Below are 13,536 nucleotides of genomic sequence, written 5' to 3'. Positions count from 1 at the left end.
ATAGGGGAATGAGTACAGTTTCCCTTACATTAGATGAAATTTTTGATTTAGCAAAAAAAACATTATTAGCTAATGGTTGTGATGAAGAGAATGCTAGTATTTTAGCTGACACTATTATGAGAGCTGAAAGAGACGGCTCTGTGTCTCATGGTTTGTTTAGATTACCTGCTTATGTTGCGGGCTTAAAAAGTAAAAAGATTAATGGTAAAGCAAGACCTGAATTAGAAAATGTTGCTCCAAGTATTATTAAAGTATTAGGTAATAATGCAGTTGCTCCTATGGTTTTAAGTTTAGGACTACCCGCTGTTATTGAATTAGCAAAAAAAAATGGCGTAGCAGTTCTAGCTATAAAAAATTCACATCACATGGCAGCTCTTTGGCCTGAAACTGAAGCTATTGCTGAAGCTGGCCTCGTTGGTATAGCTTGTACGTCTTATAAGCCTGCAGTTGCACCAGCTGGTGCTACGAAACCTTTATATGGTACAAACCCAATTTCTTTTGCTTGGCCTAGACCAGGTAAAACTCCAGTTGTCTATGATATGGCCACAGCCTCAATGGCAATGGGTGAAGTTCAGATTGCAAAAAGAGAAGGGCACAAAGTTCCTCTCGGAACAGGCTTAACTAAAGAAGGTAAAGAAACAACTGATCCTGGTGAAATTGCTGATGGTGGAGTTATACTTCCATTTGGTGGTTATAAAGGGTCTAGTATAGCAATGATGGTTGAGTTATTAGCCGGAGCATTAATTGGAGAAAATTTTAGTTTTGAAACTGCTGCTAAAGATAATAACGATGGTGGTCCGCCAAGTGGTGGTGAATTTATTATAGCAATTTCACCAGATAAAATTTCTGGTAAAGGTTGGGATAAACATGCAGATGAGTTTTTTAGTAAAATGTCAGCTATGGATGGGGTTAGACTTCCAGGTGAAAGAAGGCATAAAAATAGATTAGATAAAGGACCAAGAAATATTAATGAAGAACTTGTTAATAAAATTAAATCTTTAAGCTAATTCAATTTCAATAGGGGTGTGATCTGAAGGTTTTTCTTTTCCTCTGGGGTCTTTGTTAATATTAACATTCTTAACTATATTTAATAAAGAATTTGATACTAAGAAGTGATCAATTCTTAAGCCATTATTTTTTTGCCAAGCACCTCTCATATAATCCCAATAAGTATATCCCTCTGTTCCACCATGAATATGACGGTAAGCATCATGAAAACCTAAATTAATTATTTCTCTAAATTTTTTTCTTATCTCAAGTCGGTATAAAGCGTCATCTTCAAACCCTTTAATATTATAAGCATCTTCTGCTGAAGGAAGAATATTAAAATCACCTGCTAAAATAATATTTTCATTTTTTTTTGAAAGAGACTTTAGTTGTTTAATCAAACTATCTAACCACATTTTTTTATAAGAATATTTTTCTGTATCAACTGGGTTACCATTTGGCGTATAAATATTAATTATTTGTATATTTTTTTTCTTATATTTTAATTCTGCTGAAATAATTCTAGATTGTTTCAATTTATCTTTAATCAAATCTATTCTAACATTTTCTAGTTTATGCTTAGATATAATAGCAACACCATTATAACTTTTTTGACCAAACACATAACTTTCATAATCTAATGTTGAAAAATCATCATAGGGAAAAGTCTCATCTTGTGTTTTAATTTCTTGCATCATAACAACATCGGGAGAAAATTTTTGAAGGTATTCTTTAATATTTTCAATTCTTGCTCTAACAGAATTAACATTCCAAGATGTGATAACCATTATATAGAGAATGAAACACCACAACCGCAAGAAGATTTGCTTTGTGGATTAGAAATTTTAAATTGATCACCAATAAGTTCTGAAACATAGTCTACTTCAGATCCTTTTAATAAATCAGCTGAAATTTTATCTATTAGAATTTTTTCATAATTTAGATCATCCTTAGATATCTCATTATCAAAAGTAAATTCATATTGAAAACCAGAACATCCACCACCTTTAATAGCGATTCTAAAAAAAGAACCAGGAGATTTTTTGGAGAGCAAATTATTAATCTGTTTTATAGCTTTATCTGTAAATTTAATTTCTTTAAACATAACACAACACTGGTATTACTATTATAATATCAATTTATTGAATTTAAAGCATGAATAATTACTCTCATTTGGCTCTTTCTAAAAGTATAGGTCGTTTACATAAAGAAAACAGTTCAGTTTATAGAACGTCTTTTCAAAGAGATAGAGATAGAATTATACATAGTGCCTCCTTTAGAAGACTAAAACATAAAACACAAGTTTTCGTTAATACAGAGGGTGATCATTACAGAACTAGAATTACTCATTCAATAGAAGTTGCACAAATAGCTAGATCTATTGCTAAATATTTAGGTTTGAATGATGATCTTTCAGAAACTTTAAGCCTTGCTCATGATCTGGGTCACACTCCATTTGGTCATGCAGGTGAAGATGCTCTTAATGATTGCATGATAAATTACGGAGGATTTGATCATAACCTTCAAACTTTAAGAATTGTTATGTTTTTAGAACACAAGTATCTAAAATTTAAAGGACTAAATTTAACAATAGAAACGCTAGATGGATTGTTAAAGCATAATGGTCCTGTTAATGACTTATCTACTGTTAACAGATTAATTGGATTAAAAAATTTTAATAAAAAAATAAAATATGAGAATTCAGGATCACTTGAAGCACAAATTTCAACAATTTCTGATGATATCGCTTATAACAATCATGATATTCAAGATGGAATAAAAGCTAAATTATTTGATTTAAATGACTTAATTGAAATTAATTTTTTTAGAGATATTTATAAATCACATAAAAAAAAATTAAAAAAAAAAAATAACAAAGATATTTTGATATATCAAATTATAAGAGACTCGATTGATTTAATGGTTAGAGATTTGATTGCTAATACAAAGTACAATTTAAAGATTAATAAAATTAAGACTATAAAAGATGTTTATAATTTTGATAATAGTATTGTTTGCTTTTCAAATAAGTTTTTATCAATTGAAAAAGAAATTAGACTTTTTTTAAGAACCAAAATGTATAATAATAAAAATGTATTATTAAAAAATAATCAAGGTAAGAAAATTATCAGTAAATTATTTTTTAAAATAAAAAAAAACCCATCGAAGTATATATCTAAGGACCAATTAAAGGCAGACTCTAATAGAGCAATAGCTGATTTTATTTCTGGTATGACTGACAGGTATGCAATTAATTTAAATAAAATTATTTAATGAACATTTTCGATTTATACTTAGACAAGATATTAATATTAATTAAAAAACTAAATAAAGATAAATTAATTGTTTTGCCAGAATCTTTAAATGGAATTAATGTAGATGTTCCACCTGCTAACTTTGATTGTGATATTTCAACAAATGTAGCAATGCTCTTATCAAAAATTAATAAAAAATCCCCAATTGATTTAGCTAATTTTTTAATTAATGAAATAAAGAAACAAGATGTGTTAATTGACTCAATAAATGTAGTAAAACCAGGTTTTATCAACATTAAATTTAAATCAGAATATTGGAATAATTTTATAAAGAATGTAAATGACAATTACATAAATTATGGAACCAATATTAAAGAAAAGAAAAAAAAATATTTAATTGAATTTGTATCCGCCAACCCCACAGGTCCGTTGCATGTGGGTCATTGTAGGGGTGCAATTTTGGGTGATGTTATATCTAATCTATTGATATTTAATAAACATGATGTTTCAAAAGAATATTATGTAAATGATTATGGTAATCAAATTATAAATTTTACTAAGTCTGTTTATTATCGAATTAGAGAAATAATTTATAATGAAAACTTTCCAAAAGATAATACAGATCTTTATCCAGGTGACTATTTAATAGATATAGCTAATAATATTATAAAGATCAAAAATGATTATAAATTTGACAATTTTGAGCATATAGCTAAAGAATTAACACTTCTTTCTGTTTCTGAGTCTTTAAAATTGATTAAGGGAAATTTAGCAAATCTTGGAATAATTCACGATAAGTTTACTAGTGAAACTACTATTGTCCAAAATAAGGAAGTTGAAAAAGTAATTGAAAATCTTAGACAAAAAAAATTGATCTATCAGGGAAAAATAAAAGCTCCTAAAGGAGATAATGATAGAGGATGGATAGAAAGAGAGCAGCTTTTATTTAGATCTACAGATTTTGGTGATGATAAAGATAGAGCTTTACAAAAATCAGACAAAACATGGACATATTTTGCAAGTGATGTTGCTTATCATCATAACAAATTAGAGAGAAATTATGATGTTTTAATTAATATTTTGGGCGCAGATCATGCCGGCTATATTAAAAGAATTACCTCAGTTGTTGAAGCGTTATCAGGATCTAAGAATAAGTTAGTTTGTAAAGTTAGCCAACTTGTAAAACTTATTAAAGAAGGGAAACCTTTTAAAATGTCTAAAAGAAAAGGAGACTATATAACTGTTGAAGACTTAATTTCTGAAGTTGGAAAGGATGCTACAAGATTTATTATGTTAAATAGAAGTAGTGATGTTGAGCTTGATTTTGATTTTAGTAAAGTCAAAGAAAAATCTAAAGAAAATCCTCTTTATTATGTTCAATACTGTTTTGCCAGAATTTCATCTGTCTTTAGACATGTGGGATTAGATATTAATAAGGATTTAAAAATGAAAGAATATAACTTTAATTATTCTAAAGATGAAATAAATATATTAAAAAAAATTGCTGAATGGCCAAAATGCATAGAAACTGCAAGTTCAAGGCTTGAGCCTCATAGAATACCTATTTACCTTTATGAACTTTCATCTGAATTTCATTCATACTGGAATATGGGCAAAGAAGATAAGAGCAAAAGATTCATAAATGATGATAAAAAAATTCCTAATGATAAATTAGTTTTTTTAAAAATAATATCTAATGTAATTAAAAGTGGTATGTCTATTGTAGGAGTTAGCACTCCTGAAAAAATGTAATGTTTAAAGAGTTAAAATATCTTTTTTTTATATTATTTATAATATTAACTATTTTTTTGGCTGTTGATTATTATTTTTCAGATAATAATAAAAAGAAATCCTACAGATCAGTACAAGAAATTAATGAAATGATTATTTCTTATTCAGAAAAACTAATTTTGTTAAATAACGACACCGATAATGTTGTAAAATATGTTGAAAAAAATTTAGATAATAAAAAAAAAAATCATAGTTTTTGGAAATTGATAAACAGTAATGATTAATAGAAGAAGTTTTATAATAGGAATTAAATCAACAATATTGAATAAAAAAGAAATATTCTTTTTAAAAAAATATAAACCCTGGGGAATAATTCTTTTTAAGCGCAATATTAAGACAATTAAACAAACAAAAAAATTAACCAATCACATTAAAAAGATATTCAATGATACAAAATACCCTATTTTATTAGATCAAGAAGGAGGTAGGGTTAACAGGCTTACAAATTTTCTAAATAATGATTTATCAACTAGTGAATTTTTTGGAAATTTATATTCTAAAGATAGAAAAATTTTTAATGTTAAATATAATGAATTTATTACAGAAACAGCTAATCATCTTAAGTTAATAGGTGTAAATCTCAATACTGTCCCTGTTCTTGATTTAAGATTAAAAGGTTCAAGCTCCATCATAGGTGATAGATCTTTTTCCCATGATCCCAAAGTAGTTTCAAGAATTGGTGATATTTGCATAGAAAATTTTCATAAAAATAAAATAGGAACCATTATGAAGCATATTCCAGGGCATGGTTTAGCAAAAGTAGATAGCCATAAATTAACACCTACAATCAAACAAAATCTTAAATATTTGTCAAAAAAGGATTTTATACCATTTAAGAACAAGAGATGTCTTTTTGGGATGACGGCACATATTGTCTATTCTCATATTGATAAAGTTTATACAGCCACTCATTCAAAAAAAGTAATAGATATAATTCGTAAAAAAATTAAATTTCAAAATATTTTGTTGTCAGATGATATTTCGATGAAAAGTTTAAAATTTAGTATAAAAGATAATACGATAAAAGCATTCAGTGCTGGATGTGATTTGGTTTTGCACTGCAATGGAAATCTTAAGGAAATGAAAGCTGTGGCTATTAATTCTCCATTTTTAAACAAATTTATAATTAAAAAAACATCACAATTTTACAAAATTATAAGCTAATATTTAGAATGTCGATTAATGATTCTAAAAACTTCAATGTTGATCTTGATAATTATCAAGGACCTCTTGATATATTATTAGATCTAGCAAAAGCTCAAAAGGTTAATCTCGAAGATATTTCAATAACTTTATTAGCCGACCAATTTCATAATTATATAAAAAGTCAATCTAATTTGAATTTAGAAGTTGCCTCAGAATATTTATTAATGGCAACTTGGCTTACATATTTAAAATCTAAATTATTATTACCCGGTAATCCTGAAGAAGAATTTAAAGTTTTAGAAGTTGCTGAAAAATTAAAATTACAATTAAAAAAATTGGAATTAATTCGTTTACTTTCTGATCAAATGTTAAAAAGAAAAAGATTAGGTAGAGAAATTAGACTTAGAGGAATCAAAGGTAATATAAGATCGATTTATAGCACGGAATATAAATTAAACTTATACGAATTACTTAAGTCTTATTCATCTATTATTATGACAAAAGATTTTCAAAGAATGAATATCCCCAAACTACCCGTTTTCACCACAGAAGATGGCATTAAAAGAATTAAAGAATTTTTTGGCAAACTCATAGATTGGAAAAATATAAATGACTTAATACCCAGTACGTTTAAGAGTGGTCTTAAATATAAACGTACTGGAAAAGCAGGAATTTTTGCTGGATCCCTTGAACTTGTTAAAGAAGGCAATCTTACAATCAAACAAGATAATTTATTTGATGAAATTTATGTTAAGGAAATTAAATGAACAAGGTTAAAAAGGATTTAAAAAATAATATTTTTGAATTTCCAAAAAAAATAAATGTTGGAGAAAAAGAAGTTGAAGCTATAGTTTTTGCAGCAGCAGAACCTTTGGATATTGAAACAATTGAGTCAAAAATTTCAAAAAAAATTAATGTTTTAAAAACCTTAAAAAAACTTCAAACAGATTATTCGTCAAGAGGCATAAATTTAGTTTGTATTTCTAACAAATGGTCATTTAGAACTTCTGAAACTTTATCAAATTTAATGTCACAGGAAAAAACAGTTGAAAAAAAACTTTCAAGAGCTGCAATAGAAACATTGGCAATTATTGTTTATCACCAGCCAGTAACTAGAGCTGAAATTGAGGAAATTAGAGGTGTAGCATTTGGTACGAATACATTGGAAATACTTATGGAGTTAAACTGGGTCAAACCCCAAGGAAGAAAAGATGTTCCTGGTAAACCAATTCAATATGCAACTACTGATGACTTTTTAAGTCATTTCAGTCTTCAAAAATTGTCTGACCTACCTACAGTTGATGAATTGGGATCTGCTGGTTTAATTGATAGTTCAAATATTGATAATGCAATTTTTGGTACTGGTAAGTTTTACAAGGAGAAACAGGAAGAAAAAAAGGAAGATATCTATGAAAATATAGATGAGATGTTAAGCAGCACATTGAATTCCAATGAAGACAAATAAAAAGTTTCTTTAAAATACTATTTAAAAGATGTATAAAACCTTATGAGCATTGGAATTTGGCAAATAGCAATCGTTGTAATTTTAGTTGTCCTACTATTTGGTAGAGGTAAGATTTCTAGTCTAATGGGTGATGTAGCCAAGGGTATTAAAAGTTTTAAAAAAGGAATGGCTTCAGACATTACCGATGAACCAGAGCCAAAAAATATTTCTGAAGATAATCAAGACAGTAAAGACAAAGAGTAAGTCAAATGCCCACTATAGGCTGGTTTGAGATTTTATTAATAGTAGCAGTAGCTATTATTGTGATTGGCCCTAAAGATTTTCCATTTATGTTAAAAAAAGTAGGTTCATGGATTGGTACAACAAAGAGATATATTAACAATATTCAAAGTGAAGTTGCAGATTTAGATATTGAATCTAACGAAATAAAAAAATCAAAAGAAGAGAATAAAAATAAAGATAAAGATAATGACAAAATCTGATAATGACGGAGGCTTCATAAGTCACTTAGCTGAATTAAGAAAGAGATTAATCCATTCATTTATTTTTTTATTCATATTTTTTATAGGATGTTATTTTTTTTCTGAGAGTTTATATGGTTTTTTGGTAGAACCTTTTGCTAAAGCAGTAAAAGAAACTGGTACAGATAGAAGATTAATTTTTACTGCACTACAAGAAACTTTTTTAACTTATTTAAAGGTTTCTTTTTTTGCTGCTTTCTTTGTAACCTGTCCATATATATTAATGCAAATCTGGAAATTTATCGCTCCTGGATTGTATAAGCATGAAAAAATTGCAATAATTCCATACTTAGTTTTAACACCTATATTATTTTTTTTAGGAGGAATGCTTGTTTATTATCTGATAATGCCTCTTGCAATTAAATTCTTTTTATCATTTGAAAGCTCCGGAGCCGCAACTGGTTTGCCTATTCAGCTAGAGGCTAAAGTAAATGAATATTTATCCTTAGTAATGAAGTTAATTTTTGCATTTGGGATTAGTTTTCAGTTACCAGTTGTCTTAAGTTTACTTGCTAGAGTAGGAATTGTTGATGCTCAATTTCTAAGAGAAAGAAGAAAGTATGTTGTTGTAATAATTTTTGCTGCTGCTGCATTATTGACTCCACCAGACCCAATAACACAAATTGGTTTAGCCATACCTTTATTGATTTTATATGAATTATCTATATTTTCAGTAAATATTATTGAAAAAAAAAATAAATTAGATGCATAATATTAAAGATATTAGAAGTGATATTTCATCATTTAAAGATGGTCTTAAAAAAAGATTTATTGATGTCGATTTTGAAAAAATTTTATTATTAGATGAAAATAATAGAAAATTTATACAAGAAAAAGAAAATTTAGAAAAAGAAAAAAAAGAAATATCTAAATCAAAAGATAAATCTTTATTTGAAAAATCAAAAGAAATTTCAAAAAAAATTGAAGAAATTTCATCATCTCAAAGTAAAATAAAAAATGAATTAGACAATATTTTAGCATCATTACCGAATTTACCGTATAATGATGTTCCGATAGGTAAAGATGAAAACTCTAATATTGAAATTTTAAAATCAGGAAAAATACCAAATTTTACTTTCAAGCCTAAGTCTCATTATGAGCTAGGTGAAAATCTAAATATGCTTGATTTTGATCTTGCGACAAAAACCACAGGATCTAGATTTGTCTTTGTTAAAGATAAACTTGCTTTACTAGAAAGAGCGATTTCTAATTTTATGCTTGATACTCATATTAATTTAAATGGTTACAAAGAAATATCACCTCCATTAATTGCAACCGACTCTACAATGTTTGGAACAGGTCAATTACCAAAATTTGATAATGATCAGTTTGAACTCAAACTTGATGATTCAAATGATAGAAAGTTTTTAATACCAACTGCTGAAGTGATATTAACCAATATGGTTAAAGATCAGATTATTAATAAAGAAATTCTTCCAATAAGAATGGTTGCATCAACACCATGCTTTAGAAAAGAAGCTGGCAGCTATGGAAAAGACACTAAGGGAATGATTAGGCAACATCAGTTCTACAAAGTTGAAATGGTTAGTATTGTAGAGCCAAACCAATGTTTAGCTGAATTAGATAGAATGACTAACTGTGCAACAAAAATTCTAGACTTGTTAAAACTACCTTACAGAAAGATTATATTATGCTCAGGTGATATGGGTTTTAGTGCAGAAAAAACTTTTGATATTGAAGTTTGGTTACCATCTGAAAATAAATATAGAGAAATTTCAAGTTGTTCTTCTTGTGGTTCTTTTCAAGCCAGAAGAATGAAAGCTAGATATAAAAATAGTAAAAAAGAGACAGTATTTGTTGGAACTCTTAATGGAAGTGGTTTGGCTGTCGGCAGAACAATAGTAGCAATACTTGAAAATTATCAACAAGAGGATGGTTCAATTCTTATTCCAGAGGCTTTAAAACCATACATGAATAATATTGATAAAATCAATAAGATTTAAAGTTGTTTTAATCACTCATTTGTTATAAGTATTCATTTTAATCTAGGAGAAATATGGATCAAGGAATAGGTCAATTTATACCACTAATTTTAATTTTTGTTATTTTTTACTTTTTTTTAATAAGACCTCAACAAAAGAAAGTTAAAGAGCATAAAGCCATGGTTGAGAACTTAACAAGAGGAGACAAAGTTGTTACCTCTGCTGGAATTATTGGAACCATTGAAAGAGTTATTGATAACGAAAAAGTTGAGGTTTTAATTTCTGAAAATGTTAAAGTTGAGATTATTAAATCTACAGGTATTCAAGGTTTACTAAATACACCTGAAGTTAAAAAATAATATCAAGTTGAAGTGTTATATTTTTCAAAATTAAGAATTATTATAATATCTATAATAACTATATTTTTTTTATTTATATCGTTATCAAATTTTTTAAATACTGAAGATAAATTTTTTTCAAACAAAATAAATCTTGGTTTAGATCTACAGGGTGGATCTTATCTTTTACTCGAAATTGATAATGATCCTGTGGAACTTCAAAAATTACAGAACACAGCAACCGATATTAGAAATTTTCTAAACAAGGAAAATATTAAATTTATAGATTTAAGAATATCCAATAAATCTATAATTTTTAATGTAGATCCAACATTAAAAGAAAAGATAGAGTCTTTTTTTATGGATAAAGATAGTGAGATAAATCCTTATTATCCGCAATACAAATCTCACCAGTTTGACTTAATATCTTCAAATAATGAATTTCAACTAAAGCTTTCAGATTATGGGTTAGTTGAAATTAAAACATCATCACAGGATCAGGCAATTGAAATAGTTAGAAGAAGAGTTGATGAAGTAGGTACAAATGAACCAAATATTCTAAAAAGAGGAAATGATAGAATTTTAGTTGAATTACCAGGTTTAGATGATCCTATGAGGATAAAATCTTTATTAGGAAAAACTGCCAATTTAAGTTTTCGTTTTATAACACAAAATGACAATGATACTTTTGGTGCAGAAATTCTTAAGTACGATGATGAAATAAACGAAGCCTTGGTAAGTAAAAGAATAATTTTGAGTGGTGAAAACCTACTTGATGCACAACCTAATATGAATACTCAAACCAACGAAACAGTTGTGTCTTTCACACTTGATAGAGTAGGTGCTAAAAGATTTGGTAAAGCTACTACAGAAGGTATTGGCAAACAACTAGCTATAGTTCTTGATGGTAAAATTGTTAGTGCACCTGTAATAAGAGATGCCATTGTAAGTGGATCTGGACAAATTAGTGGAAACTTTACATTTCAATCAGCTACTGATCTAGCTTTACTTCTTAGATCTGGAGCATTGCCAGCCCCACTTAACATAATAGAAGAGCGTACAGTTGGGCCAGATCTTGGACAAGATTCGATAAATGCTGGTATAATTTCACTATGTATTGGATTTGCTTTGGTTATAATTTTTATGATTTATAAGTATAAAGTATTTGGTTTGATTGCAAATATCACTTTGATTGTAAATTTATTTTTTCTGATTGGTATACTGACATTATTTGGAGCAACTTTAACGTTACCTGGAATTGCTGGAATAATATTAACTGTTGGTATGGCTGTTGACGCAAATGTTTTAATTTTTGAGAGAATTAAAGAAGAATTAAGAGAAGAAAAAAATAATATTATAGCATTCGACTCAGGTTATGTTAAATCCAAAACAGCAATCATTGATGCCAATGTAACAACTTTAATTGCAGCAATTATATTATTTTTTATGGGTTCAGGACCAGTTAAAGGGTTTTCTGTAACATTAGCTGTAGGAATATTTACAACATTATTTTCGGTTTATTTTATTGCAAGATTATTAACAAGTTTTTATGTGGTCAAAAATAAAGAAAAACCTAAACTTATTTAGATGATAAATTTTAATAAATTTTATAAATCATTCAGTATAGTCTCAACATTGTTAGTTGCTATTTCAATTATACTTTTATCTTTTAAAGGTCTAAATTTTGGTATTGACTTTAAAGGGGGCACATTAATTGAATTAAGAACACAAGATAACCAAACTAATGTAGCAACTCTTCGTGGTGTATTCAGTAAAATGAATTTAGGGGATGTTAATATTAAAAAATTTGGTCAAGATAGTGATTATTTGATTAAAATTGAAAAAAAAGACACAAGTTCAAATATTATTGAATTAATTAAAGAAGATCTTACCAATTCTATTGGAGAAAATTTTACCTTTAGAAGAGTTGAAAATGTTGGCCCCAAGGTAAGTTCTGAACTCTTAAAGTCTGGTATAACTGCAATACTTTTGTCGTTAGCAGCAATGTTATTTTATATTTGGATAAGATTTGAATGGCAGTTTAGTTTAGGTGCAATTATAGCTTTGTTTCATGATGTTCTAATAACACTTGGTTTATTCTCTCTATTAAATTTAGAAATTAATTTATCGATAGTAGCCGCAGTTTTAACAATAGTTGGCTATTCGATGAATGATACTGTTGTAATTTTTGATCGTATAAGAGAAAATCTCAGAAAATATTCTGATATTAAAATCTTTGACCTAACTAATAAGTCGATAAATGAAACTCTATCAAGAACTTTAATTACCTCAATAACCACATTACTTGCTTTAGTTTCAATATATTTATTCGGTGGAGAGATACTTAAAGGTTTTTCACTCGCTATGATATTTGGGGTTATTTTCGGAACTTATTCTTCAATCTATATTGCCAATCCAATATTAGTTAAATTAAGAGTATCACAAAAAACTATTATAAAAGAAGAAGCAGAAAAAAATTAATATAAATTTTGTGCCGCTACCATTGAAAGTAACATTGGTAGAGAAAGAAGTGTATTTGTTCTTGAAAACAGCATAGCTGTTCTTGCTGATTTTGCTTTAACATCAGGTTCACATTCAACCATGCCTAAAGCTCTTTTTTGATTTGGCCAAATTATAAACCAAACATTAAATGCCATATATAAACCAAGCCACATACCAATACCTATAGCTGTATGTTTTCCTCCACCACCTAAAGTCATAGCATCGTGTAAATAACCATTTAAATAAGCTAAAATTAATCCAGACAGAACTGTCAGTAATGCAGCGTATCTAAAATAAAATAATGCGGCTGGAGCAATAACTTTACCTATAGCGGGCTTTTGTTCATCAGGGATTTTTGGCATATTTGGAATTTGTACAAAGTTAAAATACCAAAGAAGCCCAATCCACATTATAGCAACCGTTACATGAATAAATCTTGTTAACCAACTCCAAAAAATTATATCAAAATCAAAACCACCATTACCATAAAATAACCCTAGAAAAAAAATTACAGCTAAAGCTAATGATGCGTGAATAGTTTTTGGAAGTGATGATAGTAAATTACCCATAATTAGAATCACTTATACA

17 protein-coding genes are annotated in these 13,536 nt (G+C 27.9%); 14 read left to right on the top strand and 3 right to left on the bottom strand.

Features of this window, described 5'->3' with window-relative positions:
- Positions 1–8 precede the first annotated feature (8 nt).
- The gene (locus AC5SLL_RS03270; protein ID WP_494587036.1) at positions 9–1,007 is read left to right on the top strand and encodes an Ldh family oxidoreductase; all 999 of its coding nucleotides are present in this window, start codon (positions 9–11) and stop codon (positions 1,005–1,007) included.
- Here AC5SLL_RS03270 and xth read toward each other — a convergent pair.
- Positions 999–1,775, bottom strand: a complete 777-nt coding sequence (gene xth / locus AC5SLL_RS03265; RefSeq protein WP_494587035.1) for an exodeoxyribonuclease III — start codon at positions 1,773–1,775, stop codon at positions 999–1,001. The genes AC5SLL_RS03270 and xth overlap by 9 nt on opposite strands.
- Complete coding sequence (locus tag AC5SLL_RS03260) at positions 1,775–2,092, bottom strand: HesB/IscA family protein (RefSeq protein ID WP_494587034.1); 318 nt, start codon at positions 2,090–2,092, stop codon at positions 1,775–1,777. The genes xth and AC5SLL_RS03260 overlap by 1 nt, the downstream gene beginning before the upstream one ends.
- 50 nt (positions 2,093–2,142) lie before the next feature.
- Here AC5SLL_RS03260 and AC5SLL_RS03255 point away from each other — a divergent pair, with 50 nt between their 5' ends.
- From AC5SLL_RS03255 to secF, 13 genes are read left to right on the top strand one after another with little or no spacing between them, the layout of a single operon-like run.
- On the top strand, positions 2,143–3,261 hold the full coding sequence (locus AC5SLL_RS03255) for a deoxyguanosinetriphosphate triphosphohydrolase (RefSeq protein ID WP_494587033.1): 1,119 nt from the start codon (positions 2,143–2,145) through the stop codon (positions 3,259–3,261).
- On the top strand, positions 3,261–4,994 hold the full coding sequence (gene argS, locus AC5SLL_RS03250) for an arginine--tRNA ligase (RefSeq protein WP_494587032.1): 1,734 nt from the start codon (positions 3,261–3,263) through the stop codon (positions 4,992–4,994). The genes AC5SLL_RS03255 and argS overlap by 1 nt, the downstream gene beginning before the upstream one ends.
- Positions 4,994–5,257 carry a hypothetical protein gene (locus tag AC5SLL_RS03245; protein WP_494587031.1) on the top strand — a complete coding sequence of 88 codons (264 nt, stop codon included), beginning with the start codon at positions 4,994–4,996 and terminating at the stop codon, positions 5,255–5,257. The genes argS and AC5SLL_RS03245 overlap by 1 nt, the downstream gene beginning before the upstream one ends.
- Positions 5,250–6,197, top strand: coding sequence for a glycoside hydrolase family 3 N-terminal domain-containing protein (locus AC5SLL_RS03240; protein ID WP_494573728.1), 948 nt, complete (start codon positions 5,250–5,252; stop codon positions 6,195–6,197). Before AC5SLL_RS03245 ends, AC5SLL_RS03240 begins: the two co-directional genes overlap by 8 nt.
- A gap of 8 nt (positions 6,198–6,205) precedes the next feature.
- The gene (locus AC5SLL_RS03235) at positions 6,206–6,946 is read left to right on the top strand and encodes a segregation and condensation protein A (protein WP_494573727.1); all 741 of its coding nucleotides are present in this window, start codon (positions 6,206–6,208) and stop codon (positions 6,944–6,946) included.
- Entirely contained in the window at positions 6,943–7,644 is a 702-nt protein-coding gene (gene scpB / locus AC5SLL_RS03230; RefSeq protein WP_494587030.1) for an SMC-Scp complex subunit ScpB, read from the top strand. Before AC5SLL_RS03235 ends, scpB begins: the two co-directional genes overlap by 4 nt.
- A 42-nt stretch (positions 7,645–7,686) precedes the next feature.
- Positions 7,687–7,887, top strand: coding sequence for a twin-arginine translocase TatA/TatE family subunit (gene tatA / locus AC5SLL_RS03225; RefSeq protein ID WP_494573725.1), 201 nt, complete (start codon positions 7,687–7,689; stop codon positions 7,885–7,887).
- Between the two features lie 5 nt (positions 7,888–7,892).
- On the top strand, positions 7,893–8,126 hold the full coding sequence (gene tatB / locus AC5SLL_RS03220; RefSeq protein ID WP_494580674.1) for a Sec-independent protein translocase protein TatB: 234 nt from the start codon (positions 7,893–7,895) through the stop codon (positions 8,124–8,126).
- Complete coding sequence (tatC, locus tag AC5SLL_RS03215; RefSeq protein ID WP_494580676.1) at positions 8,113–8,877, top strand: twin-arginine translocase subunit TatC; 765 nt, start codon at positions 8,113–8,115, stop codon at positions 8,875–8,877. The genes tatB and tatC overlap by 14 nt, the downstream gene beginning before the upstream one ends.
- Positions 8,870–10,129, top strand: a complete 1,260-nt coding sequence (gene serS / locus AC5SLL_RS03210) for a serine--tRNA ligase (RefSeq protein WP_494587028.1) — start codon at positions 8,870–8,872, stop codon at positions 10,127–10,129. The genes tatC and serS overlap by 8 nt, the downstream gene beginning before the upstream one ends.
- A 53-nt stretch (positions 10,130–10,182) precedes the next feature.
- Positions 10,183–10,467 carry a preprotein translocase subunit YajC gene (gene yajC / locus AC5SLL_RS03205; RefSeq protein ID WP_494573721.1) on the top strand — a complete coding sequence of 95 codons (285 nt, stop codon included), beginning with the start codon at positions 10,183–10,185 and terminating at the stop codon, positions 10,465–10,467.
- Positions 10,468–10,479: 12 nt separating this feature from the next.
- On the top strand, positions 10,480–12,033 hold the full coding sequence (secD, locus tag AC5SLL_RS03200; RefSeq protein WP_494587027.1) for a protein translocase subunit SecD: 1,554 nt from the start codon (positions 10,480–10,482) through the stop codon (positions 12,031–12,033).
- A complete protein-coding gene (secF, locus tag AC5SLL_RS03195) occupies positions 12,034–12,927 on the top strand; it encodes a protein translocase subunit SecF (protein ID WP_494587026.1) in 894 nt (297 codons plus the stop codon). It abuts the gene before it with no gap.
- Here secF and AC5SLL_RS03190 read toward each other — a convergent pair.
- Positions 12,924–13,517 (bottom strand): urate hydroxylase PuuD, encoded by a 594-nt coding sequence (locus AC5SLL_RS03190; protein WP_494587025.1) that lies wholly within the window; start codon positions 13,515–13,517, stop codon positions 12,924–12,926. The two genes, secF and AC5SLL_RS03190, sit on opposite strands and share 4 nt — an antisense overlap.
- Positions 13,518–13,536: the final 19 nt, after the last annotated feature.

The organism is Candidatus Pelagibacter sp. PS_43 (genome assembly GCF_059417795.1).
The sequence above is the reverse complement of the archived record's forward strand: the minus strand, read 5'-3'. Positions and strand labels throughout refer to the sequence as shown.

Excerpts from the sequence above, each read along its gene's own strand:
- AC5SLL_RS03270 (WP_494587036.1), top strand. The coding sequence starts at position 9 with ATGAGTACAGTTTCCCTTACATTAGATGAAATTTTTGATTTAGCAAAA.
- xth (WP_494587035.1), bottom strand. The coding sequence starts at position 1,775 with ATGGTTATCACATCTTGGAATGTTAATTCTGTTAGAGCAAGAATTGAA.
- AC5SLL_RS03260 (WP_494587034.1), bottom strand. The coding sequence starts at position 2,092 with ATGTTTAAAGAAATTAAATTTACAGATAAAGCTATAAAACAGATTAAT.
- AC5SLL_RS03255 (WP_494587033.1), top strand. The coding sequence starts at position 2,143 with ATGAATAATTACTCTCATTTGGCTCTTTCTAAAAGTATAGGTCGTTTA.
- argS (WP_494587032.1), top strand. The coding sequence starts at position 3,261 with ATGAACATTTTCGATTTATACTTAGACAAGATATTAATATTAATTAAA.
- AC5SLL_RS03245 (WP_494587031.1), top strand. The coding sequence starts at position 4,994 with ATGTTTAAAGAGTTAAAATATCTTTTTTTTATATTATTTATAATATTA.
- AC5SLL_RS03240 (WP_494573728.1), top strand. The coding sequence starts at position 5,250 with ATGATTAATAGAAGAAGTTTTATAATAGGAATTAAATCAACAATATTG.
- AC5SLL_RS03235 (WP_494573727.1), top strand. The coding sequence starts at position 6,206 with ATGTCGATTAATGATTCTAAAAACTTCAATGTTGATCTTGATAATTAT.
- scpB (WP_494587030.1), top strand. The coding sequence starts at position 6,943 with ATGAACAAGGTTAAAAAGGATTTAAAAAATAATATTTTTGAATTTCCA.
- tatA (WP_494573725.1), top strand. The coding sequence starts at position 7,687 with ATGAGCATTGGAATTTGGCAAATAGCAATCGTTGTAATTTTAGTTGTC.
- tatB (WP_494580674.1), top strand. The coding sequence starts at position 7,893 with ATGCCCACTATAGGCTGGTTTGAGATTTTATTAATAGTAGCAGTAGCT.
- tatC (WP_494580676.1), top strand. The coding sequence starts at position 8,113 with ATGACAAAATCTGATAATGACGGAGGCTTCATAAGTCACTTAGCTGAA.
- serS (WP_494587028.1), top strand. The coding sequence starts at position 8,870 with ATGCATAATATTAAAGATATTAGAAGTGATATTTCATCATTTAAAGAT.
- yajC (WP_494573721.1), top strand. The coding sequence starts at position 10,183 with ATGGATCAAGGAATAGGTCAATTTATACCACTAATTTTAATTTTTGTT.
- secF (WP_494587026.1), top strand. The coding sequence starts at position 12,034 with ATGATAAATTTTAATAAATTTTATAAATCATTCAGTATAGTCTCAACA.
- AC5SLL_RS03190 (WP_494587025.1), bottom strand. The coding sequence starts at position 13,517 with ATGGGTAATTTACTATCATCACTTCCAAAAACTATTCACGCATCATTA.